Source organism: Roseateles microcysteis (assembly GCF_036880965.1).
In the GTDB taxonomy this organism is placed as follows: Bacteria; Pseudomonadota; Gammaproteobacteria; order Burkholderiales; family Burkholderiaceae_C; genus JAUASW01.
On the sequence record NZ_JBAJMV010000001.1, the window covers coordinates 990,402 to 1,014,726 of the forward strand.

A 24,325-nucleotide genomic window follows, 5' to 3' on the forward strand; every position below is an offset into this window, starting at 1 on the left:
ATCTCAGTGCTTGGCCGACGAGAACTCGGGCACCAGCTGCCGCAAGGCCGCACGCACCGCATCGTCTTCCAGGGCCGGGCCTTGCATCAATGCGTCGAGCCAGCCCAGCACCTTGTTCGCTGCCTCGGCATCGTCAAGCCGCGCCACGCTCAGGCGCTTGATGGCTGTTGGCAGCGTGGTATCGCTGTCTGCCAGCAATTCCTCATAGAGCTTTTCGCCTGGGCGCAGGCCGCTGAAGACGATGCGGATCTCGTCCAGGCTGTGGCCCGAGAGCCGGATCATGTCGCGTGCCAGGTCGACGATTTTCACCGGCTCGCCCATGTCCAGCACATAGACCTGGCCGCTCTCGCCCAAGGCCGCCGCCTGCACCACCAGGCGCGCCGCTTCTGGAATGGTCATGAAATAGCGGGTGATGTCGGGGTGCGTCACGGTCACCGGGCCGCCCGCGGCGATCTGCTCCTTGAACTTCGGAATCACGCTGCCGCTGGATCCCAGCACATTGCCGAAACGCACGGCCATGAAGCGCGTCTTGTGCCCCTGGCGCGCGAGCTGGCTGATCACCAGCTCGGCGGCGCGCTTGGTAGCGCCCATCACATTGGTCGGATTGACGGCCTTGTCGGTACTGATGAGCACAAAGCGCTCCGCGCCCGCCTCGGCTGCAGCCAGCGCGGCGTGATAGGTGCCGAGCGTGTTGTTGCGCAGCGCCGCCCAGGCGTTGTCCTGCTCCATCAACGGCACATGCTTGTAGGCAGCGGCATGGAAGACGATCTGCGGCCGCTGGCGCGCAAAGGTCTGCCGCAGATGGGCCAGGTCCTTCACATCGCCCACCAGGCGGGTCAGCGCAATCAAGGGAAAGCGCTGCGACAACTCCTGCTCGATGCCGTAGAGCGCGAACTCGCTCAGCTCGTACAGCACGATGCGCGATGGCCCGAAGCGCGCCACCTGCCGGCACAGCTCGCTGCCGATGCTGCCGCCAGCGCCGCTGATCAGGACCACCTTGCCCGAGAGCGCATCGCTGATGCCGGCCTCATCCAGTTGCACCGGTTCGCGACCCAGCAGATCTTCCGGCTCGATCTCGCGCAATTGCTCGGGCTTGCTGCCTTGCAGGAGTTCAGCGCTGCTGGGCACGGTCAGCACCTGCAGACCCGTGCGACCGGCAAGATCGAGAGCCCTGCGCCGCTGGGACAGTTCGGCGCCGGGCATGGCGACCACGACATGCGTGATGCCATGGCGCTCGGCCAGGGCCTGCACATCGTCCAGGCGCCCCAGCACCGGGATGCCGCCGACCCGCATGCCACGCTTGGCAGCATCGTCATCCAGGAGGCCGACCACCACCCAGCCCTGATGCTGGACACCGGCCACCAGCAGGCGGCCGGCGTCGCCGGCACCCATCACCAGCGCACGTCGCGTTTCTTGCGCGCTGCCACTGATGCGGCCGCGCATGTGCTCGTAAAGCATGCGATAGCCCAGGCGCACCATCGCCAGGCCGATTGCGCAGAACAGCGGATGCAAGGCCAGCACGGAACGCGGCACCGCGCGCAGCTCCATCATCTGTATCACCGAGGCCCCCAGGGTGCCCGCAATGACACAGGCCAGCAGCAAGCGCTTCACCTCGCCAAAGCCACTGAAGCGCCACATACCCTTGGGCACGCGCAGGCTCCACAGCACCGTCACATAAAGCAGCACCAGCGCCAGCAGCACGCCGGCGTCGTAGCCAGGCCTGGCCGACAGCCAGCGCTCGAAACCGAGCCGAAACAGGTAGGTGGCCTGCCAGGCCAGCGCCACCACGGCCGCATCGAGCAGCAGCGACAAGGGCTCGCGCCAGCGGCGGATGCGGGTCAGGAAAGCGTCGAGTGAGAGCCAGAACATGCCGAAGCTTCCATCAGCGCCGCAGCGCTGCCAGGGTCGAGAAGATCAGGCGCAGGTCACCGCCGAGGCTGGCCTGCTTCACATAGTCGGCGGCCAGGGCCAGCTTGGCCGGCATCACGACCTCGATGTATTCGCGCTCGGGATCGCTCGCAGCAGCCAGGCGCTCGCTTTCATTGCGATAGCGCAGCGAAGCCGGGTCGGTGATACCCGGTCGGACTGAGAGCACCAGGCGACGCATTTCTTCGGGGTACATCGCCACGTACTTGGGCACCTCGGGCCGCGGGCCGACCAGGCTCATCGCGCCGCGCAACACGTCCCACAGCTGCGGCAACTCATCCAGCTTGTAGCGGCGCAGAAGCTCGCCGCTGCGGGTGATGCGCGGGTCGGCGCCCACGGTGATCTGCGCGCCGGCATTGTCAGCACGCATGGTGCGGAACTTGTGGATCAGGAAGGGTTGGCCATGCCGCCCCACCCGCTCCTGCCTGAAGAACACGGGGCCGGACGAATCGAGCTTGACCCACACGGCGAGCACGACGAGCAGCGGCGCGAGCAGGGCCAGGCCCAGCGCCGCGCAAAAGATGTCGAATGCCCGCTTGGCCATGACCTCAGGCGCCCTGCACGATCTCGCGCACGGCGGTGATCACGCGCTGTACATCTGCATCCGTCATCGCCGTGTAGAGCGGGATGCTCAGCATGCGCTCGTAGGCCTTCTGCGAATGCGGGAACTGCTCGGGGCGCAGGCTGTAGCGATCGCGCCAGTAGGGCTGCAGATGCAGCGGGATGTAGTGCACGCTGCAGCCGATGCCGCGGGCATACATCTGTTCGATGAAGGCGTCGCGGTCCATCTCGAGATCGTCAGCCAGGCGCAGCACAAACAGATGCCACGAATGGGTGTCGCCTTCCACCGGCAGCGGCGGCATGATCAAGGGCAGATCGACAAAGGCCCCGAGGTACTGCTGGGCGATCTGCTCGCGGCGCGCCTGGAAAGCCGGGATGCGCTTGAGCTGGTGGATGCCCAGCGCCGCAGCGATGTCGGTCAGGTTGTACTTGAAGCCCGGCGCCACGATCTCGTAGTACCAGCTGGGCACCTTGGCGGTGAAGCGATCGAACGCGTCGCGGTTGATGCCATGCAGGCGCATCACCTTGGCTCGCTTGGCAAGCTCGGCGTTGCGCGTCACCAGCATGCCGCCCTCACCGGTCGTCATCGTCTTGTTGGCATAGAAGCTGAACACGGTGGCATCGCTGCCCATGGTGCCGATCAGCTCCTTCTCCAGTGTCGTGGGCAAGGCGTGGGCTGCGTCCTCGACCACGCGCAAACCGTGCTTGCGAGCGATGTCGAGGATGGCAATCATGTCCACCGCCAGGCCCGCGTAATGCACAGGCACGATGGCCTTGGTACGCGGCGTGATCGCCGCCTCGACCAGCTTCGGGTCGATATTGAGCGTGGCCGGGTCGATATCCACCAGCACCACGTCCGCCCCCAGGTAGCGCACCACTTCAGCGGTGGCTGTGAAGGTGTGGGTGGTGGTGATCACCTCGTCGCCGGGACCGATGCCTATGGCTTCCAGCGCCAGATGCAGCCCCGCCGTGGCCGAGTTGACCGAGATGCACTCGATCTGTGGCTCACCGAGGAAGGCAGCAAAATCCTGCTCGAACCTGCGTGCCTTCGGGCCGGTGGTGACCCAGCCGGAGCGCAGTGTATCGACCACTTCGTTGATCTCGTCCTCACCGATCTCGGGCAGGGCGAAGGGCAGGAAGGCTTGCTTGGTTTCAGAAGAACTCATGGCTTCTCGATCACGGCCAGCACATGCGTGCGCAGCCAGGGAATGCTGTTGAAGACGGTGTAAGCGCCCGGATGCAGGCGGCACACCAGCCGCGCCAAGGGCGGCGCCAGCGTCAGGCGCTGACTGCCGACCCGCGCCTGCGGGAACAGCTCACGCACCCGGCGCAGCGGTACGCCGCGCACATCGGCATTGCGCGGATTGTCGACGATGAAGTCGTACCAGAGCACCGCCCCACCGGGCTTGAGCCAGCGCCACATGGCATCAGCCAGCTGCTGTTGCACTGCGTCGCTCAGGATGGAGGAAAACACGGTCGACTGGAAAACGAAATCCTGGCTGCCCGGCTCAATGCCGACCTGCGTGGCGTCACCCGCCAACAGCTTCACGCGCGCCGGCAACACCCGCTGCGCCAGCTCGAAGCGCTCCTGCAAGAGCTCGATGCCGCAAAGATGCTCGGGTGCGAAGCCGGCTCGCAAGAGCTCCAGCAGGTTGCCGCCGGCACCGCAGCCAACCTCGGTCAGCTTCCAGTCCTGCGGACGCCCGGGCTTCTTGGCCAGCAGCGTCAAGAGCGCTCGCTCGCGTTCCTGCAGCATCTGCCAGACCTCGGGCCGCAAGAGGCTGTAGCGGTCGCCCGCATCGCGCCGCGCATAGCGCTCGGCAATGGCAGCGATCTCTTGCTGGCGTTCCTGGTTCATTCGGCGAGGGTCATTGCAAGGCGTTGATGAATTGCTGAGCCAGCACGGGATAAGTGTGATTGGCCAGCACGAAGGCCCGACCACGCTGGCCCATGGCCGCGCGTTCTTCCGCACTCATTGCAGCCAGGCGGCGCACGCCTTCAGCCACCGCCTGCGCGTCCTCCGGCGGCACGGTCAGGCCGGCTTGCGCTTCGGCCACCGGGTCATTGCCGGCCTCAACCGAATGCAGGACCGCACGCTCGGCCATCATGTAATCCATCAGCTTGTTCGGTGCAATGCCGAAGCGGTAGATCGGCGTGCGTTGCCAGCCGATGTAGGCAATGTCGAAACCCTTCAGAAGCGCGGGAATCTGGCGCTTCGGGATGGGCGAGAACATCGTCACATTCGTCAGGCCTTCATCGCGCACGCGCGCCTGGAGCCGTTCTTTCTCATGGCCACCCCCCACCAGCACGATGCTGACGGATTCGTTCTTCAGGAGCTTGGCCGCATCGAGCAGCACGTCCAGCGCATTGGGCAGGCCGTGCGAGCCGGCATAGCCCAGGACGAGACGGCCTGCCGCTCTTTGCGTGGCCAGATGCGCAGTCAGTTCGGCGTTCAGCGCTTCGCTTTCGCCTTCCCATTCATCCAGCGTGATGCCGTTGGGCACGATGTGCAGCTTCTTCAGGTCGAGCCCATGCGAAGCCATGTGCTGGTGCACCTTGGGCAGCATCGAGACGACGACATCGGCGTCGCGGTAGGCATCGTTCTCGGCCTTCTGGCACAGCATCGCAAAGGGGTGATGCGGCGACATGCCGGAGAGCTCGATCGGTGACAGCGGCCAGAGGTCGTGCACTTCATAGACCAACTTGGCTTTGGCCAGACGCGCCACCTTGCGGGCCACCCAGAAGTCCATCGGGTAGGTGGACGATGCAATCACCGCATCCGGCCGGAACTCGCGCGCCAGCGCCGTCGCATCCCCACTCACCTGGCGGCAGAACGACCAGATATTGCGCACCCGGCCCAGGCCGTTGCCCTCGTACTTCGGCGTCTGGTACCAGCAGTAGCTGATGCCGTCGATCTTCTCGCCGAGCTTGGTGGGCTGCGTCGTGCGCACATGCGAATGCGAGGCCGCGAGTGTCAGCACCTGATGGCCCTGACGCACCCATTCGCGCGCCAGGTAGTAGGGCCGGTACTCCATGCCCAGTTCGGGCGATCCGGCGTAATGATTGATCAGCAAGAGCCTCAAGGGGCCGTTCCTTCGATGTGCTTCAGACGTTCAAGAAATCGTCCCACGGCGGGGCCGAACAAGCCATGCTCGGCAACCCATGCTCGGTTGGCGACGCCAGCGCCCTCCGGGTCGGCGAAAGCATCCAGCTGCCCGGGCAGCCGGGCCTCGTCGCGCAGGATCAGGCCGCGGCCGGCGCCCTCGCCGACCAGCTCATGGTTGGCCGGCAGGTCCGAGAGTATCGGCAGGCATTCATGCGCCATGGCCTCCAGCACCGAGACGGCCACCGAATCACTCTGCGGCAGGCTCAGGTACCAGCGGGCCCGGGCGTAGCAGCCGCCCTGCGTCTTGGCGTCGAGCCTGCCGACGAACTCGACCTTGTCGGCCAGGCCCAGCGCGCGCACCTGCTGCTCCAGCGCCGCGCGCAGGCTGCCGTCATTGGCAACCACCAGGCGCGCCTCGGCCTGCTGGGCTGCCACCGCTGCGAAGGCCGTGATCACCCGCTCCGGCGCGTAGATCGGCTCCAGCCCGCGGTTGGCGAAGAACAGCCAGGGGCTCTTTCTTGCGCCCTGCTTGGGCAAAGCCTCGAGGCCAAAGGGGAAAGTCATCACCTCACGGGCGCCCAGCGCCAGCATGCGCTGCGTCATGTGGCGCGAGTCGGACGTGGTCAAGGCGCAGGCCTTCAGGACCCGCTGCGTCAACCAGCGGTAGGCCCAGCCCTGTTCGGGCGTGACCAGGATGTCGCTGCCCCAGGCCGAGCCGGCGATGCGCGCTCGCAGGCCCCAGCCGCGCTTGGCGGCCCAGGCCAGGGTGCCGTGCGAAGTCAGGTAGTGCGCATGCAGCCAGTCGGCATCGATCCTGGACAACCAGCGACCCAGTGCCGGCAACTTGGCCAGCACGGCCACATTGCCACCGCCATGGGCCGGGTCCGAGTGCATTGCCAGGCGACGCTCGGCGGGCAGCAGCGCATCGAACCCCGGCGCAAAGCCGCGCGACGAGGCCGCCCACAGCTCGACTTGCGGCTGCAGCGCCCGCGCCCACTTGAGCAGGTGCGGGCTTTCGCCGTCACCAATCAGCACCAGTTTCATTGATGCTTGTCCGGCAGCTCGCCGGCCCAGGCCTCGTAGTGCGCCGCCATCCAGGGATAGCGGCCAAGGAGCTCGGCGTCACGGTGGCGCACATCGCCGATCTGCACCGCCGGCTGGCCTTGCATGATCGCGAAATCGGGCACCTCGCCGCGCACCTGCGAATAGGCACAGATCACGCAGCCCTTGCCAATATTCGCGCCCGATTCGATCAGGCTGTGCGGGCCGACAAAGCTGTAGGCGCCGATGCGGATCGGCGCCTTCAGGTAGCCGGGCGGCGGGCCGGTGTGCTCCACATAGGCACGGCCCAGCAGGCGGATCGACCGGTGCGAGCTGTGCGTGACGATGGAGACGAAGTTGGTGATCTGAACGCCTTCCTCGATGTCCAGGCCCGCGGTCGCATCGATGAAGTTGAACTGGCCGATGAAGACATGATCAGCCAGGCGCAGGCCCGACTCGCCGTCGATGCAGGTGCTGGGCGCCACACGGGTGTGCGGCAGGTCCTCGCCGCGCGAGCCGCGCTCGCCGAACACCATGCGGTAGAACAGCGTGCGCCACAGCAGGCGCCGACAACGGTTCAGGATCGCTCTCATGCTCGTTCCTCATGCCTCCAATGGGCCAGCGACCAGAAAAAGTAGCTGAAGTAGAGCAGCATTGCCGCCGACACGCCCCAGGCAGCGCCGATCAGGCCGCCCAGCTTCAGACCGGCAGCCAGGCCGCCGACGAACATCAGCTGCCCCACCAGCGCCAGGCGCAAGGCCCAGCCCTGTGCGCCCCAGGCCATGGTGGCGACCGACAGCGGCGAGGCAATGAAGTGCATGGCGATATAGGGTGCCAGGGCGCGGGCCAGGGTGCCGGCCTCGACCCAGCGCTCACCGAACACGCGGGCAAACAGCCACGGCCCCCACAGCAGCAGCACGATCATCAGCGGCAGGGCCAGGCCGATCAGCACCAGCATGGTCCGGCGCACGGCGTAGAGGCCTTCGGCAGGCGTGGCTGCGCCAACCAGGCGCGGGTAAAGCGTCTGCGACAAGGCGCCGCCTACCAGGCCGGCCGGCGCCTTGAGATAGCGCAGGGCCAGGGCCCAGTAGCCCGCCGCCGCTTCGCCCGACCAGGCGGTGATCAGGATCAGCGCCAGGCTGTCTTGAAGCGCGCCGGCAAAGGCATGCGGCGTGTTGAGCAGCGGAAAATCGCGGTGCTTGCGGGCCATGGCCTTGAGCGCCGCGCGGGGCTGCTTCCACACCGCCGCCCAACCGCCTTCAGGGCTTGGCCGCGAGAGCAGGAGTGCGGCTGCGAGCGCCGCGAGGATGGGGCCGAGCAGCAGGCCGACCGCGCCCGCCTGCAGCAAGCCCAGCACGACCTGGGCTGCCGAGCCACCACCGTACTGCACGACACGCGCAGCCGCCAGCGCCTTGAAGCGCTCGGCCCGCGTGGCCCACAAGGTCAGCCACTGTGTCATCGCGCCGGCCGCCACGGCGAGTGGCAGCCACCATGCCAGGCTCAAGTCCTGGACCAGCAAGAGCACGCCAGCCACGACGACGGAAACCGCAAGCACGCCCATCAGCACGCGGGCGCACAAGCCCATCAGCACTGCGGCAGCGCCGGCGTCGCGCTCCAGCGGCAAGGCGAATTCATAGCGGGCACAGCCGACCACCGCGAGGTTGGTGGCCAGCGTCCAGATGAAGGAGAACTGGCCAAACTCCGTGGGCGAATAGAGCCGCGTGAGCCAAGGCCCCAGCAACAGCGGCAGGAGCTGCGCCAGGGCGCCGCCGGCCAGCAGGGTCAGCGTGCTGCGCAGCAGCCCCCTATCTCTCATCAGGCGTTCAACCCAGGGCCTGCGCCAGCGCCTGGACCACGGCGTCCTGCTGCGCTTCGCTCAGGTCGGCGCTCATCGGCAGGCTCATCACACGCGCCGCGGCGGCTTCGGACCGCGGCAGGCTGAGGTCGGGTCGCGCATAGGCCGGCTGCCGGTGCAGCGGCTTGGGATAGTGGATGGCCGTGGGGATGCCAGCAGCGGTCAGCGCCGTCTGCAGCTCGGCGCGGCCTTCCACCATCACGGTGAACTGAGCCCAGACGCAATCGCGGTCGGCGCGCACGGCGAGACGCTCGAGCGGCAGGCCAGCCAGCTTGTGCTGATAGCGCTCACCGATCTCGCGGCGGCGTTGCAGCTCCCATTCGAAGCGCTCCAGCTTGGCCAGCACGATGGCGCATTGCAGCGTGTCCATGCGACCGCCAACGCCGACACGGGTGTGCGTATAGCGCTGGCTCTGGCCATGGATACGGATCTCGCGTGCGGCTTGCGCCAGCGCGTCGTCATCGGTGAACAGCGCGCCGCCGTCGCCATAGCAGCCCAGCGGCTTGCTCGGGAAGAAGCTGGTCGCGCCCCAGGTGGACAGGCCGCAGCTCTTGCGGTTCTTGTAGGTGGCGCCAAAGCTCTGCGCCGCATCTTCGATCACCGGGATGTTGCCGTGACGGGCCGCGATCGCATTGATCTCGTCCATGTCGCAGACCTGGCCATAGAGACTCACCGGCATGATGGCTCGGGTGCGCGGCGTGATCAGCGCCTCGATCCTGGCTGCATCGATATTGCAGGTATCGGGCTCGATGTCGGCATAGACCGGCACACCGCCCAGCAGCACGATGACCTCGACCGTGGCGGCAAAGGTGAAGGGCGTGGTGATGACCTCGTCGCCCGGCTTGAAGCCCATGGCCATCAAGGCGATCAGCAGGGCCTCGGTGCCGCTGGAGACGGTGATGCAGTGCTTGACGCCGACGAAGGCGGAGAGCTTCTCTTCCAGCTCCTTGACCTCGGGGCCCATGATGTACTGGCCATGGTCCAGCACCTTTTGCATGCGCTCGGCGATGGGGTCACGCAGCGCCTGGTACTGGGCCTTCAGGTCGATGAAAGGAATGCTCAAGAACGATCTCCTTCGCGAGCCAGGGCCACGCCATCAGGCCCCAGTCGATAAACATCACCGGTCTGCTTGCACTCGGCATAGCAAAGGTCCGTGTCGGCAGGCAAAACCAGGGGCAGCTCAAGCCGCTCCCCATGCCGGGTCATCCAGCCGATCTGGCGTGCCGGCACGCCGACCACCAGGGCGAATGGCGCAACGTCCGCGGTGACTACAGCACCGGCGCCGACGAAGGCGTACGCACCTATCGTCGTGCCACAGACGATGGTGCAGTTGGCACCCAGCGTCGCCCCCTGCTTGACCAGCGTGCGGCGGTATTCGTTCTTGCGCGCCACGGCGGCGCGCGGGTTGTAGACGTTGGTGAACACCATCGACGGCCCGCAGAACACGTCGCTCTCCAGCGTCACAGCGTCGTACACCGAGACGTTGTTCTGGATGCGGACGTTGTCGCCGATGCTCACGTCGTTGCCGACGTAGACACCCTGCCCCAGCGAGCAGCGCTCGCCGATGCGGGCACCCGGGCTGACATGGGCGAAGTGCCAGACCTTGGTGCCCGCGCCCAGCTGCGCGCCATCGTCGACGATGGCGCTGTCGTGCTTCCAGTAGGTCATGTCGTTCGCCGGACCACCCCAAGGGCGACATGCGCCCCCTCGGGGGGCAGTGAAGCGGCGACGCCGCAAACGTGGGGGCTCATCATTGCTTTCAGAAGACCAGGGGAAGGCCGACGCGCTGGCCGTCACGCGCACTGCGGTAGGCGGCCACCAGGATCTCCAGCGAGCGCAGGCCCTCATAGCCATCGACCTCGGCGCTGGCCTCGCCCCGCAGCGTCTTGATGACGTTGTCGTAATAGAGCGGATGTCCGAAACCATAGACGCTGCCCGTCTCGTAGCTGGCGGCCAGCACCTCGGCGTCTTCAGGGCGCGCATCGGCAAAGGCCCAGTGCTCGATCTTGTTGACCGCGGTACCGCCGATCTTGACCGTGCCCTTTTCGCCGAGGATGGTGATCGAGCCTTCCAGGTTCTGCGGCCAGGTCAGCATGGTGACGTTGATGGAAGCCAGGCCGCCATGGCGCAGGCGCAGGCTCATCACGCCGGTGTCCTCCGCCTCGATGTCGCGCGCCAGGGTGGCGGTGTAGGCATGGATGTTGTCGACCGGCCCGACCAGCCAGTCGAGCAGGTCCACGTAGTGGCTGGCCTGGTTCATGAAGGCGCCGCCATCCAGGTCCCAGCGGCCGCGCCAGGGCGCCGCGTCGTAATAGGCCTGCGGGCGGGTCCAGAACACGTTCACCGTGCTCATGTAGATGCGGCCGAAGCGGCCTTCGTCGATCGCCTTCTTGACGCGCTGCACCGTGGCATTGAGCCGGTTCTGCTTGACCACGAAGAGCTTCACGCCCGCGTCGCGGCAGGCCTTGACCATGGCCATGCCTTCCTCGAACTTGGTCGCCATCGGCTTTTCGCTCAGGACATGGCGGCCGGCGCAGGCCACTTGAATTGCCTGCTGCGGATGCAGGCCCGAGGGCGTGGTCAGCACGACCACGTCGGCATCGCTGCCGGCCAGCAGCGCTTCCAGCGAAGCGAAGCCGGGCGCACCGGTGAGCGCCACAGCCGCTTGCAAAGCCTCGGGTTTCGTGTCGCAAACCGCCACCAATTGCGCTGCATCCCCATGGGCGGAGATGGCGTCGACATGGTTTTTCGAGATGCGACCACAGCCCACCAGGGCGAAGCGGATCGGTCGGTTCAGGATGGGCAAGCTGGGGCTCATGCGAGGGCCACGGGAAGGCGAAGCCAGGAATTCTACGGGCCGGCACCAAAGCGTCTTTCGCTTCAGAGAAGACTCATATCCCGAAGCGATGTGATGTCGGAACAAAAGCGTCTTTCGCTTCAGAGAAGACTCATATCGCGAAGCGATGTGATGTCGGAACAAAAGCGTCTTTCGCTTCAGAGAAGACTCATATCGCGAAGCGATGTGATGTCGGAACTAAAATCTCAGGAAATTCAACGAGTTGCCATGAGCCAGCCCAACGCACCGCAGACCCCCGCCTCCGCCCCTGCCCCCCAGGAAGAAAACCAGTTGATCCATGAGCGTCGCGAGAAACTTGCCGCCATCCGCGCCAAGACCGCCGTTCCGTTCCCCAACGACTTCAAGCCCCAGCACCGGGCCCTGCCCCTGGTGCAGCGCTATGGCGATGTGGCCAATGAAGAGCTGGAAGCGCAAGGCATCAAGGTCAGCGTGGCCGGCCGCATGATGCTCAAGCGCGTCATGGGCAAGGCCAGCTTCTGCACCCTGCAGGACGCCACCGGCCGCATCCAGCTGCGCGTCACCATCGACAATGTAGGCGCCGAGGTCTACGACGACTTCAAGCACTGGGACCTGGGTGACATCCTGGGCGCCGAGGGCACGCTGATGCGCACCAAGACCGGCGAACTCTCGGTCGCCGTGACAACGCTGCGCCTCCTGACCAAGAGCCTGCGCCCGCTGCCGGACAAGTTCCACGGCATGACGGACCAGGAGCAGAAGTACCGCCAGCGTTACGTCGACCTGATCACCGACGAAGCCGCACGCACCCGTTTCGTGGCGCGCTCCAAGGCCGTTTCCTCGATCCGCAGCTACATGGTCGAGCATGGCTTCCTGGAAGTCGAAACGCCGATGCTGCACCCGATTCCGGGCGGCGCGAATGCCAAGCCCTTCATCACGCACCACAACGCGCTGGACCAGGAGATGTACCTGCGCATTGCGCCGGAGCTCTACCTGAAGCGCCTGGTGGTCGGTGGTTTCGAGCGCGTGTTCGAGATCAACCGCAACTTCCGCAACGAAGGCATCTCGGTCCGTCACAACCCCGAGTTCACGATGATGGAGTTCTATGCGGCCTACTGGACGCACCATGATCTGATGGACTTCACCGAGGAGGTGCTGCGCCACGCCGCCCGTGCCGCCACCGGCAATGCCCGCGTGACCTATGCCGGCAAGGAAGTGCACCTCGACCAGCCCTTCGCCCGCCTCTCGGTGCGCGATTCGCTGATCCAGGTGGCCGGTCTCACCGCCGCCCAGGCGGACGACGCCGAGGAACTGAAGGCCCGCATCAAGGCCGCCGGCGAGCAGGTGCATGCGCACTGGAGCCTGCCGGAGCTGCAATTCGGCCTGTTCGAAGCCGTGGTGGAAGAGAAGCTGTGGCAGCCGACCTTCATCATCGACTATCCGGTCGAAGTCTCGCCGCTGGCCCGCGCCTCGGACACCAACCCCAAGATCACCGAGCGCTTCGAGCTCTTCATCACGGGCCGCGAGTACGCCAATGGCTTCTCCGAGCTGAACGACGCCGAAGACCAGGCCGCGCGCTTCCACTCGCAGGTGGCCAACAAGGACGCTGGCGACGAAGAAGCGATGTTCTTCGACGCCGACTTCATCCGCGCGCTGGAATACGGCATGCCCCCGACCGGCGGCTGCGGCATCGGCATCGACCGCCTGATGATGCTGATCACCGACAGCCCGTCGATCCGGGACGTCATCCTCTTCCCGGCCTTGCGCCGGGAATCGTGAGCCCACCGGCACTGCGCCGCGAAGCCTGATCGCACTGAGCACCAATGAGAAAGGGCGACCCTCGCGGGTCGCCCTTTTCTTGTTGGAGCGCTGGGCTGATTACTTGCCGGCGTAGACCGGCGCATTGCTCAGGCCGCGGACGGTCGGCAGGTAGCCGCCGGTTTCGGCTTGCAGCACTTCCAGTTCGCCACTGTCACGGGCGCGCTGCAGCTCGGCAACGACCTGGGCGCGGGTCTTGCCGCCAACGGCCTTGCCGCTGTTCAGCGGCTGCGGCGCGCCGGCTTGGCGGGCTTGCACTGCAGACAGTTCGCCGCTCTTGCGGGCCGCTTGCAGCTCGGCCACGACTTCGGCTTGCGTCTTGCTCGACTGGGTCGAGACCGGCAGCAGGTAGGCGGTGCCATCCGAGCTGGCGCGCTGGGCAGCGAGTTCACCGCTGGCCTGGGCGCGGGCCAGTTCAGCCACGACTTCGGCACGGGTGGTTTGTGCCGATGCGGCGCCAGCGAACAGCAGGGCAGACAGGGCGGCGACGGTGATTTGCGACAGCTTGCTCATGATCGAATCCTTTACATGGACCCTCGGGTCCTGGGTTGTTGAACTCGGCGACTTCGCTTCGTCCATGGCCTGAACTGTAAAAAATTCGACTACGGGAAAACACTAGTCAAAATGGAAGATGTAATTCCACAAACGTAAACAATCCCGGCGTTGAAAGCCGGGATTTCGCCCCAGCGATCAAGAATGCTTGAAACCGGGCGCCCTTTTCTCCAGGAAGGCCGACATGCCTTCACGCTGGTCGTCGCTGCCGAAGAGCGCATGGAAGTAGCGCCGCTCGATGGCCACGCCATCAGTCAGCGGCCCCTGGAACGCCAGGTTCACCAGCTCCTTGATCAGCATGGCTGAGGGGCCGCTGAAGCCATTGATGGTCTCGGCCGCCGCCAGAGCTTCGTCCATCAGCTTGACGGCCGGCACCACACGCGACACCTGGCCGGCGCGCTCGGCTTCCGCAGCGTCCATCATGCGGGCGGTCAGCAGCATGTCCATGGCCTTGCTCTTGCCCACGGCGCGCGGCAAGCGCTGCGTGCCGCCGGCGCCCGGGATGATGCCCAGCTTGATCTCGGGCTGGCCGAACTTGGCCGTATCGGCCGCGATGATGAAGTCGCACATCATGGCCAACTCGCAGCCGCCACCCAGCGCAAAGCCGGCCACCGCGGCGATCACGGGCTTGCGCACTTGCAGAATGGTTTCCCAGTTCTTCGAGATCAGCCCGCTCTTGAAAGCACTCATGAAGTTGTGCGGCAGCATGGTCGGGATGTCGGCGCCGGCAGCGAATGCTCGTTCGGAGCCGGTCAGCACGATGCAGCCGATGCCGTCGTCAGCATCAAAGGCCAGCAGCGCCTGGCCCAGCTCGTCCATCAGCTGATCGTTCAGTGCATTCAGCTGCTTGGGGCGATTCAGGGTGATCAGGCCGGTCTTGCGCGGACCGTCGCCGCGCACTTCGGTGAGGATGCATTCGTAATTCATGGCTTGGACTCCTTCTTGATGGTCTGAACTATAGGTTCCGGCGCGGCCTGCAAGGGCGGGCTCTTGAGCCGCATGTCGATCCAGATCTGCTCGTCCTGGCGAATCTTCAGCCGCACCGGCAGCCATTGCAGCGAGGGCGCGAGCCACATCTCGACGCTGAAATCGCCGGCTGCAACGGGTTGCGTGGGCCGCAGATGCCAGGTTGCGAGCGGACCCATCGGCGTCTCGATCGTTTCCTCGCCCACGACCTGGTAGCGCCAGTCGGCGTACAGGCGCCGCGGCAGCGCCACCGGTACCAGGACCTGGAGACCCGGCCGGGCCAACTCGCGACCGGTCAGGAACAGCCAGGTCAGTTGCACGAACTGGCTGGAAGCATCCTGCACCTCGGCCGGCGAGGGCTCGGTGCGTCCATTGGCGAGCTGCACCTGACCGCGATGGAACAGCATGCTGACCAGCCGGCGCTCACGAAAGATGATCTTGGTTTCTTCATCAAAGCGATGCGGCGAGATGCCACGGCCGCCCAGCTCGCCTTCGCTGCTCATGCGCCGCGTGAGGAAGGGTGTCAGGCGCGGGCCGATGCCAACGTCCAGGTTCACCTGGTAGCGCCGGCCCTGGCGTATCCATTCGACCTGCGCATCGCCATGCACCTCGCCGTTGTAGTAGCCCAGCAGCGTGTAGGTCAGCCGCGTTGACAAGGGCCATTCGGGACCGGGTTCGTCTGAAGCAGCAACTGCGGCGCTGGAAGCAGCGGTGGCAGGCGCGCTGGCCGCAGCGGTGGCAACTTGCGGCGCACTTGCCGTGGGCTCTGGCGGCTCAAGTGGACCGGACTTTGGCGGCAAGGGCTCGGCCACACCTTCATCAGGCGGCGCCACAGCGACTGCCGGCTGGGCGGCGCTGGCGGCAGGACCGGCATGGGCTGTCGCAGTCGCAGGAGGCGGCGCATCTGCCGGCCTGCCCCTCGTTGCGGGTGGCGCAGTCGAGCGCAGCTCGCGTACAAACGCCGCCTGCATTCGCGGTGGCATGGCCGCCATCTCGGCCCAGCGCTGATGCTGCGCCTGCAACTCATCCACCAGGCGCCAATGCCCGCACAGCACCAACACCAGAAGAGCGGCAAATGCCAAGCGGCGCCTGGCTGAGGCCTTCAGCCGCCCAGCCATGCGTGGCGCAGGGTCTGGGCTCGTGCGGTGGCCTTTTCGGCAATGCTGAGGTTCACTGCCACCGGTACCGAGACGGCCGACTCCGGCATGCGCAGCGCGAGGTCCATCACCCGTTGTTCGCGACCTACCAGCAGATGCAGCCTGAGCGGGTCGCGTTGATCGAGGAACAGCGTGACATCGTCGAGCTTGCGCAGGCGCCAGCCGTTGCAGGCGATGAGCTCATCGCCAGCGCACAGGCCGGCGGCAGCGGCCGGGCTGCCCGCCAGCACCTGCTTGACCTGCAAGCCATCGCCCAGCTTCAAGCCCAGGCGCAGCGCCAGCGGCGCGGACTCGAAGCCCCAATGCACACCCAGGGGGTCGAGCAGGCTGGCGAGCGGGAAATCGACATGGCCGTGCACCCACTGACGCAATTGCCCAGCCAGCTCGCTGCCACCCAGCTCGGCCACGGCGGTCAGGATCTCGGCCTCGCTGATCGGCCCGCCATCGCTGTGCGCCCACAGCTTGCGCATCACTTCGTCCAGGCTCGCATGGCCGGAGCCGCGCAGCGACAAATCCAGGGCCATGGCCAGCAAGGCGCCCTTGTTGTAGTAGCTGATCGTTGAATTGGGCGTGTTCTCGTCGGGCCGGTAGTACTTGGTCCAGGCCTCGAAGCTGGCCTCGGCCAGGCTCTGCACCTGACGGCCCGGCGTGGCCAGCACACCGCTGATGGCCGTCGACAGGAGTTTCAGGTAACGCGCCTCGTCGATCAGGCCGCTGCGCGCCAGGAACAGCTCGTCGTAGTAGGACGTGAAGCCCTCGAAGAACCAGAGCAGCTCGGTGTAGTTCTCAACGTCGTAGTCGTAGCGCGCAAACTCCGCCGGGCGCAGCCGCTTGACGTTCCAGCTGTGAAAATACTCGTGGCTGATCAGGCCCAAGAGGCGGACCAGGCCTTCACTTACCTCTGCGTTGCCCAGGCGCGGCAAGTCGCGGCGCGGCGCAATCAAGGCCGTGCTAGAACGGTGCTCAAGGCCGCCGTAGCCCTCCTCCACCGCGTTGAGCAGGAACACATAGCGATCAAACGGCAGTTCGTTGCGCTTCGGATGCTTGCCGTGCCAGAAGGCGATCTGGGCAGCGCAGATTCGCCGCGCCTGCTCGAGCAGTCGGTCGCCATCGAACACGGGCAAGGCACCCGCGACGATGAACTCGTGCGGCACGCCCTCGACCTCGAACTGCCCGCGCCAGAAGGCGCCCAGCTCGAAGGGATGGTCGACCAGCTCGTCGTAGTCCGCCGCCAGGTAGTGGCGGCCATCGAAGGGCAGCGCCGTGCCGACCTGCCAGCCCTCGGGCAGGCCTTGCACGCTCAGCCGCTGGATTTCGGCCTCGCGGCCCTCGGCACGCAGGCACAGGCTGCTCGGGTTGAAGAAGCCGCGTTCCGCGCTCAGATAGGCCGCTCGCACCGACGTGTCGAAGGCATAGACGCGGTAGCTGAGCTTGAGTGGCTCGCCGGCCAGATTGCCAGCCTGCCAGCGGTTCTTGGAGAGTTGCGTCAGCTCGATCGTGCGGCCGCCCTGCTCGGCCCGCAGGCCGCTCAGGTGGCGCGAGAACTCGCGCACCAGATAGCTGCCAGGTATCCAGACCGGCAGGCTGAACAGCTGCTGCGCGGCCGGTGCAGCGAGCCGGATTTCGACCTGGAAATGGTGGCTGCCGACATCCTCGATCGAGATCAGGAAGTCGACCATGCTCAGACCCCGGCCGCCGCGATGAAGCAGCACAGGGCCGCCACCATGCTGAGCCGGAAACGCAGCGTCAACCAGCTGCCCGCGCCGAGCGCCGGGTAGGTGCGCCGGTCCACCAGATAGCAGACGATCAGCATCACGCCGTGCACCACGAGGCCGGCATAGGCCGGCATCAGCGTGGCGATGGCGGCAACCAAAGAGGGCACGACACCCCAGACAAAGGGTTGCGGCGAGGGAATGCTTTGTCGGAAGCCCAGGCCCCAATGGATGCCTCCGAGGAAGGAAACCACGGTGCCGGCATAGATCGACAGCCCCAGCGTTGCATAGGTGTGGGCGTCGTCGTTGTAACCCAGCAGCAGCCAGACCAGCAGCATGCCCAGCACGAAGGGCACGAGCCCCAGATTACCCAAGCGGGTAGCGATCGGATTCATTGGCAGCGGAGCACTCATCGCTAGGGCCTGGAATGACTATTTGGCTGCGGCCTGCAGGCGACGCTCAAGCTGCTCGGCGTTGATCGCGCCAGGCACACGGATGCCGTCCTCGAACAGGATGGCCGGTGTCGCGCTCACATGGTACTTGCGGGCAAAGGCCTGGTTGCGCTCGATGGCCGAGTCGTCGCAGGAGCCGGCCGCAACGCGGGGCGGCGCCGTGCCATCGAGCATCCAGTTGCGCCACACGGTGGTGGAATCCTTGGCGCACCAGATGGCGCGCGATTTGTCCGGCGAATCACCGCCCAGGATGGCCACAACGAAGGTGTACACGGTCACGTCCTTCACGTCCTGCAGGGAGCGCTCCAGGCGCTTGCAGTAACCGCAGTTCGGGTCGGCGAACACGGCGATGCGCCGCTTGCCATTGCCGTTCTTCCAGACGATGGCGTCCTTCAGGGGCAGGATCGAGAAGTCGATCTGGTTGAGCTTGGCGATGCGGTCCTCGGTCACATTGCGGCGGGACTTCAGGTCGATCATCTCGCCTTCGATCAGGAACAGACCGGCACCATCGGTGTAACGGATTTCATTGCCATGCCGCACCTCCCACAGCCCCTGCATCGGCGATGGTCGCACCTCATCGGGCTTGGGAAAATTGGGCACCTTCTCGCTCAGGCTCTTGCGGATCACGGCTTCGTTGGCAAGGGCGCCCAAGGACAGCAAGGCCAACGCGGCCAGCCACAGACTCTTCTTCAACATGATGGATGCAGATCCTGGATATGGGAGTGATTGGGTGCGCGGCCTTCAGCGGCCGAGCGCCTGGCCGGCCAAGAGCTTCTTCAGCGGCGACAGGCGGTTGAGCAGGGACAGGCCTTCGTTGCGCAGCTGGCGCAGGGCCGGCGCCTCACTGGCGAAAAGACGTTGCAGGCCATTGGTCATGTAGCCCATGGCCAGCGTGGGCAGGAGGCGTTCGCGCGCATAGCGGCGCAGGAGGCGAGCATCGCCGAGCATGCGCCAGCTCTCGCGCTGGGCCAGCACGCGGGCCAGACAGGCCACATCGGCCAGGCCCAGGTTGAGGCCCTGACCGGCCAGCGGATGGACCAGATGGGCCGCATCGCCCAGCAGCACCCAGCCTTCGCCGCTGACCTCGGAGGCCTGCGCCAGGTTGAGCGGCCAAGCGGCGCGCGGGCTTGCCAGGCGCAAGCTGCCGGCCGCTTCACCACTGGCTTCGTTCAACGCGGCTTCAAAGTCGGCCTCGTCCATGGCGAGCAGCTCGGCGGCACGCTCGGGAGCGACCGACCACACGAGGCCGAAGCTGTGCTCCGGCTCAGGCCGGTCAAAGGGCAGGAGCGCCAGCACTTCGGGCGAACGGAACCATTGATGGGCAATACCCTGATGCGGGCGGTTCGACACCAGCCGCGCTGCCACGCCATGCTGGGCATAGGGCTTGAGATCGAATTGCACGCCGCGTGCCGCTCGGGCGGCGGATTGGCGGCCTTCGCAGATGGCCTCCAGCTCGGCCGGCACCTGCTGCCTGACGCGTTGAACATGTGGGGAGAAACGCACGGCGTCTGCCAGTTGCTGGTCCAGGGCGGCCGCGTCAACGATGAAGGCCAGCTCGGAACGACCTTGCTGCCAGGCCGAGAAGTCCAGTTGCGCGCCTGCCTGGTCGCCGCGGATGCACATGTCGAAGACCGGCGTGCGGGCGTCCGTGGGCAGCGAATCCCAGACCTTGATTTGCTTCAGGAGCGCCACCGCCTCGGCGTTCAGGGCATAGGTGCGCACATCGTCCGCGCGCGCCGTTGCTTCATCAGCGCCCAGCAGCGCGACGCGCAAGCCCTGGGCGGCCAGGGCCAGGGCCAGGCTGCGGCCCACCGCACCCTCTCCCCGAACCAAAACCTCGTGAGCTTGCTTGCTTTGCATGGTCGCCATTGTAGGCAGGCGGGGAAACCCGGCCCGGGCGGCTAAAATCGCGGGCTGCACGCAGCTGCTGCGTCCCCTGAACGACCCAAAATCGGCCGTCTCGACCACCGCCCGGTCACGACCGAGCCATCCAGAAAGCCCTGCCATGAGCCTCAAATGCGGCATCGTGGGCCTGCCCAACGTCGGCAAGTCCACTCTCTTCAACGCCCTGACAAAGGCCGGCATCGCCGCCGAGAACTACCCGTTCTGCACGATCGAGCCCAATGTCGGCGTGGTCGAGCTGCCCGACCCGCGTCTGCAGGCGCTGGCCGAGGTCGTCAAGCCTGAGCGCATCCTGCCGGCCATCGTCGAATTCGTGGACATCGCCGGCCTGGTGGCGGGCGCCTCCAAGGGTGAGGGCCTGGGCAACCAGTTCCTCTCGCACATCCGCGAGACCGACGCCATCGTCAACGTCGTGCGCTGCTTCGAAGACCCGAACGTCATCCACGTCAACGGCAAGGTCGACCCGATCTCCGACATCGAAGTGATCCAGACCGAGCTGTGCCTGGCCGACCTCGGCACCGTCGAGAAGAGCCTGCACCGCTACAACAAGGTGGCCCGCGCCGGCGACAAGGACGCCATCGCCCTCGTGAAGGTGCTGGAGAAATGCCAGGCGGCCCTGGACCAGGCCAAGCCGGTGCGCACCCTCGACTTCAGCAAGGAAGAGCTGACCATCCTGAAGCCGCTGTGCCTGATCACGGCCAAGCCGGCGATGTTTGTCGGCAACGTGTCGGAAACCGGCTTCGAGAACAACCCCTTCCTGGACCGCCTGAAGGAATACGCCGCCGCCCAGAACGGCCCGGTGGTGGCCATCTGTGCCAAGACCGAAGCCGAGCTGTCGGAAATGGAGGACGAAGACCGCGCCATGTTCCTGGCCGAGATGGGCCAGGACGAGCCGGGCCTGAACCGCCTGATCCGCGCCGCCTTCAAGCTGCTGGGCCTGCAAACCTACTTCACCGCCGGCGTGAAGGAAGTGCGCGCCTGGACCATCCACATCGGCGACACCGCACCGCAGGCGGCCGGCGTGATCCACACGGACTTCGAGCGTGGCTTCATCCGCGCGCAGACCATTGCCTTCGAGGACTTCATCCAGTTCAAGGGCGAAGCCGGCGCCAAAGACGCTGGCAAGATGCGGGCCGAAGGCAAGGAATATGTGGTCAAGGACGGCGACGTCCTGAACTTCCTGTTCAACGTCTGAGCGAACAAAGCCTCGTTCACCCCTGGAAAGCCGGCTTCGCGCCGGCTTTTCTTGTGTAGGCTTGGACGCAGCACAGACTCACAGCCTCGCTGAACTTTCGATGCCTCTGCGCAAGATGCTGATCCGCGACTTCGCCCGCATGCTGGGCGTGGCCGTGGCCTATGCCATCGTCGCGTTGGCGGCGATGCAGCTGGCAATCCCGCCCGACTACGCAGCGCCGCTCTACCCTTCGGCGGGCCTCGCGCTGGCAGCCGTCCTGGGCTGGGGCAGGCGCATGCTGCCCGGAGTGGCCTTGGGCGCGTTTGCCGCCAATGTGCTGCTCAGCCTTGACCGCGGCCTGCCCTCGCTGCTGGCGCCGACGCTGATCGGCCTGGGCGCCATGCTGCAGGCTGGCGCTGGCGGCTGGGCGATACGCCGCTGGGTGTCGCAGCCGCTTGTGCTGTCCGAACCGCAGGATCTCGCCCGCTTCTACGGGCTGGGCCTGCTGTCCTGCCTGATCAGCCCGACGGTCGGCAGTGGCGCCCTGCTGCTGATCGGTGCAATCGAAAAGCACCAATGGCTGCACACCTGGGCGTCCTGGTGGGTGGGCGACACCCTGGGCCTCCTGATCGCCGCGCCAATGGCCCTGACCGTGCTGGGCCAGCCGCGCAAGGCCTGGCGGCCGCGCCGCCTGAGCGTGGGCCTGCCAATGCTCTTGAGCACCCTGCTGCTGGCTGCCGCCACCGTGCGCGTGCTGGACTGGGACGCGCAGCGAGGGCGCAGCCTGTTCGAGCGCGAGGCCGTGAATGCCTCCAATTCGCTGGAAGCCCGGCTGCGCGAACCGCTGCTGGCCCTGGAAGCCGCGCGCGGCCTGATGACCGTGGCGCCACGTCAAAGTCGCCAGGACTTTGAGCGCGGCACGCAAGGATTCCTCGGCAACGGCCCCTTGCTTGCGATGGGCTTGGCTCAACGAGTGCCGCGCACTGCGCTCGCCGCCTTTGAGCGTGAAGCACTGGCCGACGGCCTGGAGGGTTTCAAGGCCATTGACCGCGACCGTCCTGGCGACCTCCTGCCTCCCGCCAACGAGGACATGCTGGCGATCCGACTGATCGAGCCGCTGGCGCGCAACCGCGGCGCCCTGGGCGTCAATATCCGGTCGATACCGGGGCCGCGGCTGGCATTGGCCCGTGCCGAGGCCAGTGGCCTGGCCAGCGCCACGGCCGGCTTCCAGCTCTCGCAGGACAAGGAAAAGAGCACCGGCATCGTTGTCTACCAGGCGCTCTATGAAGGCCCGGTCAACAGCGCGGCCGAGCGCAGCGCCGCCTTGCGCGGCGTCGTCTTCGTGACCCTGCGGCCCGACCAGGTGCTGCAGGCCCTGCCGCCGCTGCCCGACTATCTGCGCCTGTGCCTGCTGGACACCGATCCGCTGGCGCCGCGCCGGCTGCTGGCCGGGCCGGCCGACTGCGAGCAGCTCACGCCGGCCATGCACCAGACGCAGCGCTTGATGAGCTTTGGCGGCCGCCAATGGCAGATCATCGCTTTCGCGCCGCATGGCCTGCCCATCGTGGGCGGCGGCAGTGGCCTGCCCTTCGCCCTGGTGGGCCTGGTCTGCACGGCGCTCCTGGGCCTCTTGCTGCTGACCGTCACGGGCCGGGCCCGCCGCATCGAAGACCTGGTGCGTGCGCGCACCTCCGAGCTCAAGCGCGAAGTGCTTCAGCGCCAGCAGGCCGCTGCCGCGCTGCTGGAGAGCGAACAGCGCTTCCGCAACATCTTCGACACCACGCCGATCGGCCTCGTGATCGCAGACAAGCAGGGCATCGCGCTGCAGGCCAACCCGCATTTCTGCCGCCTGGTGGGGTACACGCTCGAGGAGTTGCAGCAGTTGCACACGGTGTCGTTCACCCATGCCGATGATCGCGCCGAAGACCTGCGCCTGGGTCGCCTGGTCTTGCAAGGCAAGTTGGGCATGTACCGGCGGGACAAGCGCTATCTGCACAAGGACGGGCATGAGGTGCATGTGCGGGTCACCGTCTCGGTGCTCGAAGCCAGCGCCGGGGCCGGGCGGCGCCTGGTGGGCGTGGTCGAGGACATCACCGACCAGCTGAAGATGGAAGAACTCGAGCGCGCCCGCGAGGCTGCCGAGGCAGCCAACCGGGCCAAGAACGACTTTCTCTCGCGCATGAGCCATGAGCTGCGCACGCCGCTCAATGCCATGCTCGGCTTCACCCAATTGCTGGAGATGGACCGCGAGCAGCCGCTGAGCCCGCGCCAGCACGGCTGGTCAACGCAGATCCAGCAGGCGGGCTGGCATCTGCTGGAGATGATCGACGACACGCTGGACCTGTCGCGCATCGAATCGGGCGCGCTGCGCCTGGACCCGGCAGCGCAGGACCTCAATCGGCTGCTGGATGAGGCAGTCGCCATGGTGGAAGGCAACGCCGCACAGCGCCACCTGACGCTGGACCGGCAACTGGCCGAAGACGCCCGCCATGTGCATGGCGACGCCACCCGCATCAAGCAAATCCTGATCAATCTGCTGTCAAACGCGGTCAAGTACAACGTCGAGGGCGGCCGGATCGAGATCCGCAGCGAGCTGCAGGCCGGCGGCCGAGTGAGCCTGAGCGTGACCGACAGCGGCATCGGCCTCACGCCCGAGCAAGCGGCCAGCCTGTTCCAGCCTTTCAACCGCCTGGGCCGCGAGCACAGCTCGGTGTCGGGTACCGGCATCGGCCTGGTGATCTGCAAGCGCCTGGCAGAGGCTATGCGCGGCGAGCTGGAGGCCACAAGCCGCGCCGGTCTGGGCAGCCGCTTCACGCTCAGCCTGCCGGTGGCCAGCGCCGCAGTCGCCGCGCCGACCAGCGCCCTGGACCATGCCGCCGCCAGCCACTATCACCAGCAGCGCCGGCTGATCTACATCGAGGACAACCCGGCCAATGCCGAGGTGATGCGCGGCATCCTGGCCCAGCGGCCGCAGATCAGCTGGGAGCTCTGCGTCGACGGCCAGAGCGGTCTGGAGACAGTGCTGAGCGTGAAGCCCGACCTGCTGCTGCTGGACCTGCAACTGCCTGACATCCATGGCCTGGAGCTCATGCAACGCCTGCGCGCGGCCGGCGCCACGATGCCGGTCGTGGTGCTCTCCGCCAACGCCCTGCCCGAGCAGATCGAGGCCTGCAAGGCGGCCGGCGCGGCCGACTACATGACCAAGCCGGTCGACGTGCACGCGCTGCTCGCCCTGCTCGACAAGCTGCTGAGCGGCCCGGCGCTTGCTTCACAATAGAGCCTCTCCCGGCC

Annotated in this window: 21 protein-coding genes; 3 read left to right on the forward strand and 18 right to left on the reverse strand. The window is 66.4% G+C overall.

Annotation, left to right across the window (positions count from 1 at the left end):
- Positions 1-3: 3 nt before the first annotated feature.
- The 11 genes from V3596_RS04550 to V3596_RS04600 form a co-directional block, all read right to left on the reverse strand.
- Positions 4-1,869, reverse strand: coding sequence for a polysaccharide biosynthesis protein (locus V3596_RS04550; RefSeq protein WP_334276398.1), 1,866 nt, complete (start codon positions 1,867-1,869; stop codon positions 4-6).
- A 13-nt stretch (positions 1,870-1,882) separates the two neighbouring features.
- Positions 1,883-2,470, reverse strand: a complete 588-nt coding sequence (locus V3596_RS04555; protein WP_334276399.1) for a sugar transferase — start codon at positions 2,468-2,470, stop codon at positions 1,883-1,885.
- A 4-nt stretch (positions 2,471-2,474) separates the two neighbouring features.
- Positions 2,475-3,653, reverse strand: a complete 1,179-nt coding sequence (locus V3596_RS04560) for a DegT/DnrJ/EryC1/StrS family aminotransferase (protein ID WP_334276400.1) — start codon at positions 3,651-3,653, stop codon at positions 2,475-2,477.
- Positions 3,650-4,345 (reverse strand): class I SAM-dependent methyltransferase, encoded by a 696-nt coding sequence (locus V3596_RS04565; protein ID WP_334276401.1) that lies wholly within the window; start codon positions 4,343-4,345, stop codon positions 3,650-3,652. The genes V3596_RS04560 and V3596_RS04565 overlap by 4 nt, the downstream gene beginning before the upstream one ends.
- A 10-nt stretch (positions 4,346-4,355) precedes the next feature.
- Positions 4,356-5,570 (reverse strand): glycosyltransferase family 4 protein, encoded by a 1,215-nt coding sequence (locus tag V3596_RS04570; RefSeq protein ID WP_334276402.1) that lies wholly within the window; start codon positions 5,568-5,570, stop codon positions 4,356-4,358.
- On the reverse strand, positions 5,567-6,637 hold the full coding sequence (locus V3596_RS04575; RefSeq protein ID WP_334276403.1) for a glycosyltransferase: 1,071 nt from the start codon (positions 6,635-6,637) through the stop codon (positions 5,567-5,569). The genes V3596_RS04570 and V3596_RS04575 overlap by 4 nt, the downstream gene beginning before the upstream one ends.
- On the reverse strand, positions 6,634-7,227 hold the full coding sequence (locus V3596_RS04580) for an acyltransferase (protein WP_334276404.1): 594 nt from the start codon (positions 7,225-7,227) through the stop codon (positions 6,634-6,636). The genes V3596_RS04575 and V3596_RS04580 overlap by 4 nt, the downstream gene beginning before the upstream one ends.
- Entirely contained in the window at positions 7,224-8,450 is a 1,227-nt protein-coding gene (locus V3596_RS04585) for a lipopolysaccharide biosynthesis protein (protein ID WP_334276405.1), read from the reverse strand. Before V3596_RS04585 ends, V3596_RS04580 begins: the two co-directional genes overlap by 4 nt.
- Positions 8,451-8,457: 7 nt before the next feature.
- On the reverse strand, positions 8,458-9,546 hold the full coding sequence (locus tag V3596_RS04590; protein WP_334276492.1) for a DegT/DnrJ/EryC1/StrS family aminotransferase: 1,089 nt from the start codon (positions 9,544-9,546) through the stop codon (positions 8,458-8,460).
- A gap of 2 nt (positions 9,547-9,548) precedes the next feature.
- A complete protein-coding gene (locus tag V3596_RS04595) occupies positions 9,549-10,157 on the reverse strand; it encodes an acyltransferase (protein ID WP_334276406.1) in 609 nt (202 codons plus the stop codon).
- Between the two features lie 91 nt (positions 10,158-10,248).
- The gene (locus V3596_RS04600; RefSeq protein WP_334276407.1) at positions 10,249-11,307 is read right to left on the reverse strand and encodes a Gfo/Idh/MocA family protein; all 1,059 of its coding nucleotides are present in this window, start codon (positions 11,305-11,307) and stop codon (positions 10,249-10,251) included.
- 246 nt (positions 11,308-11,553) lie between these two features.
- On the opposite strand from V3596_RS04600, the gene lysS reads away from it, so the two are divergent.
- Positions 11,554-13,080 (forward strand): lysine--tRNA ligase, encoded by a 1,527-nt coding sequence (lysS, locus tag V3596_RS04605; protein ID WP_334276408.1) that lies wholly within the window; start codon positions 11,554-11,556, stop codon positions 13,078-13,080.
- A gap of 99 nt (positions 13,081-13,179) precedes the next feature.
- Here lysS and V3596_RS04610 read toward each other — a convergent pair whose 3' ends face one another.
- From V3596_RS04610 to V3596_RS04640, 7 genes are all read right to left on the reverse strand, one after another.
- Positions 13,180-13,632 (reverse strand): hypothetical protein, encoded by a 453-nt coding sequence (locus V3596_RS04610; RefSeq protein ID WP_334276409.1) that lies wholly within the window; start codon positions 13,630-13,632, stop codon positions 13,180-13,182.
- 177 nt (positions 13,633-13,809) lie between these two features.
- Complete coding sequence (locus V3596_RS04615; protein ID WP_334276410.1) at positions 13,810-14,598, reverse strand: enoyl-CoA hydratase; 789 nt, start codon at positions 14,596-14,598, stop codon at positions 13,810-13,812.
- Positions 14,595-15,293, reverse strand: coding sequence for a DUF3108 domain-containing protein (locus V3596_RS21785; protein ID WP_465165650.1), 699 nt, complete (start codon positions 15,291-15,293; stop codon positions 14,595-14,597). The genes V3596_RS04615 and V3596_RS21785 overlap by 4 nt, the downstream gene beginning before the upstream one ends.
- Positions 15,294-15,739: 446 nt before the next feature.
- Complete coding sequence (locus V3596_RS04625; RefSeq protein ID WP_334276412.1) at positions 15,740-17,473, reverse strand: M61 family metallopeptidase; 1,734 nt, start codon at positions 17,471-17,473, stop codon at positions 15,740-15,742.
- Between the two features lie 2 nt (positions 17,474-17,475).
- Positions 17,476-17,901 (reverse strand): DUF3429 domain-containing protein, encoded by a 426-nt coding sequence (locus V3596_RS04630; RefSeq protein WP_334276413.1) that lies wholly within the window; start codon positions 17,899-17,901, stop codon positions 17,476-17,478.
- A 36-nt stretch (positions 17,902-17,937) separates the two neighbouring features.
- Positions 17,938-18,654 carry a DsbC family protein gene (locus V3596_RS04635; RefSeq protein WP_334276414.1) on the reverse strand — a complete coding sequence of 239 codons (717 nt, stop codon included), beginning with the start codon at positions 18,652-18,654 and terminating at the stop codon, positions 17,938-17,940.
- 45 nt (positions 18,655-18,699) lie between these two features.
- Positions 18,700-19,827 (reverse strand): FAD-dependent monooxygenase, encoded by a 1,128-nt coding sequence (locus V3596_RS04640; RefSeq protein WP_416383958.1) that lies wholly within the window; start codon positions 19,825-19,827, stop codon positions 18,700-18,702.
- 136 nt (positions 19,828-19,963) lie between these two features.
- Here V3596_RS04640 and ychF point away from each other — a divergent pair, with 136 nt between their 5' ends.
- Together ychF and V3596_RS04650 are read left to right on the forward strand one after the other, a co-directional pair.
- A complete protein-coding gene (gene ychF, locus V3596_RS04645; protein WP_334276416.1) occupies positions 19,964-21,055 on the forward strand; it encodes a redox-regulated ATPase YchF in 1,092 nt (363 codons plus the stop codon).
- A 100-nt stretch (positions 21,056-21,155) separates the two neighbouring features.
- The gene (locus V3596_RS04650) at positions 21,156-24,311 is read left to right on the forward strand and encodes a CHASE domain-containing protein (RefSeq protein ID WP_334276417.1); all 3,156 of its coding nucleotides are present in this window, start codon (positions 21,156-21,158) and stop codon (positions 24,309-24,311) included.
- The last annotated feature ends 14 nt before the right edge of the window (positions 24,312-24,325 follow it).

Bases quoted from the DNA above. Each gene is read 5' to 3' on its own strand.
- V3596_RS04565 (WP_334276401.1), bottom strand. From the start codon at position 4,345: ATGAACCAGGAACGCCAGCAAGAGATCGCTGCCATTGCCGAGCGCTAT.
- V3596_RS04610 (WP_334276409.1), bottom strand. From the start codon at position 13,632: ATGAGCAAGCTGTCGCAAATCACCGTCGCCGCCCTGTCTGCCCTGCTG.
- V3596_RS04595 (WP_334276406.1), bottom strand. From the start codon at position 10,157: ATGACCTACTGGAAGCACGACAGCGCCATCGTCGACGATGGCGCGCAG.
- ychF (WP_334276416.1), top strand. From the start codon at position 19,964: ATGAGCCTCAAATGCGGCATCGTGGGCCTGCCCAACGTCGGCAAGTCC.
- V3596_RS04550 (WP_334276398.1), bottom strand. From the start codon at position 1,869: ATGTTCTGGCTCTCACTCGACGCTTTCCTGACCCGCATCCGCCGCTGG.
- V3596_RS04585 (WP_334276405.1), bottom strand. From the start codon at position 8,450: ATGAGAGATAGGGGGCTGCTGCGCAGCACGCTGACCCTGCTGGCCGGC.
- V3596_RS04615 (WP_334276410.1), bottom strand. From the start codon at position 14,598: ATGAATTACGAATGCATCCTCACCGAAGTGCGCGGCGACGGTCCGCGC.
- lysS (WP_334276408.1), top strand. From the start codon at position 11,554: ATGAGCCAGCCCAACGCACCGCAGACCCCCGCCTCCGCCCCTGCCCCC.
- V3596_RS04555 (WP_334276399.1), bottom strand. From the start codon at position 2,470: ATGGCCAAGCGGGCATTCGACATCTTTTGCGCGGCGCTGGGCCTGGCC.
- V3596_RS04650 (WP_334276417.1), top strand. From the start codon at position 21,156: ATGCCTCTGCGCAAGATGCTGATCCGCGACTTCGCCCGCATGCTGGGC.
- V3596_RS04630 (WP_334276413.1), bottom strand. From the start codon at position 17,901: ATGAATCCGATCGCTACCCGCTTGGGTAATCTGGGGCTCGTGCCCTTC.
- V3596_RS04580 (WP_334276404.1), bottom strand. From the start codon at position 7,227: ATGAGAGCGATCCTGAACCGTTGTCGGCGCCTGCTGTGGCGCACGCTG.
- V3596_RS04625 (WP_334276412.1), bottom strand. From the start codon at position 17,473: ATGGTCGACTTCCTGATCTCGATCGAGGATGTCGGCAGCCACCATTTC.
- V3596_RS04635 (WP_334276414.1), bottom strand. From the start codon at position 18,654: ATGTTGAAGAAGAGTCTGTGGCTGGCCGCGTTGGCCTTGCTGTCCTTG.
- V3596_RS04575 (WP_334276403.1), bottom strand. From the start codon at position 6,637: ATGAAACTGGTGCTGATTGGTGACGGCGAAAGCCCGCACCTGCTCAAG.
- V3596_RS04640 (WP_416383958.1), bottom strand. From the start codon at position 19,827: ATGGCGACCATGCAAAGCAAGCAAGCTCACGAGGTTTTGGTTCGGGGA.
- V3596_RS04600 (WP_334276407.1), bottom strand. From the start codon at position 11,307: ATGAGCCCCAGCTTGCCCATCCTGAACCGACCGATCCGCTTCGCCCTG.
- V3596_RS04560 (WP_334276400.1), bottom strand. From the start codon at position 3,653: ATGAGTTCTTCTGAAACCAAGCAAGCCTTCCTGCCCTTCGCCCTGCCC.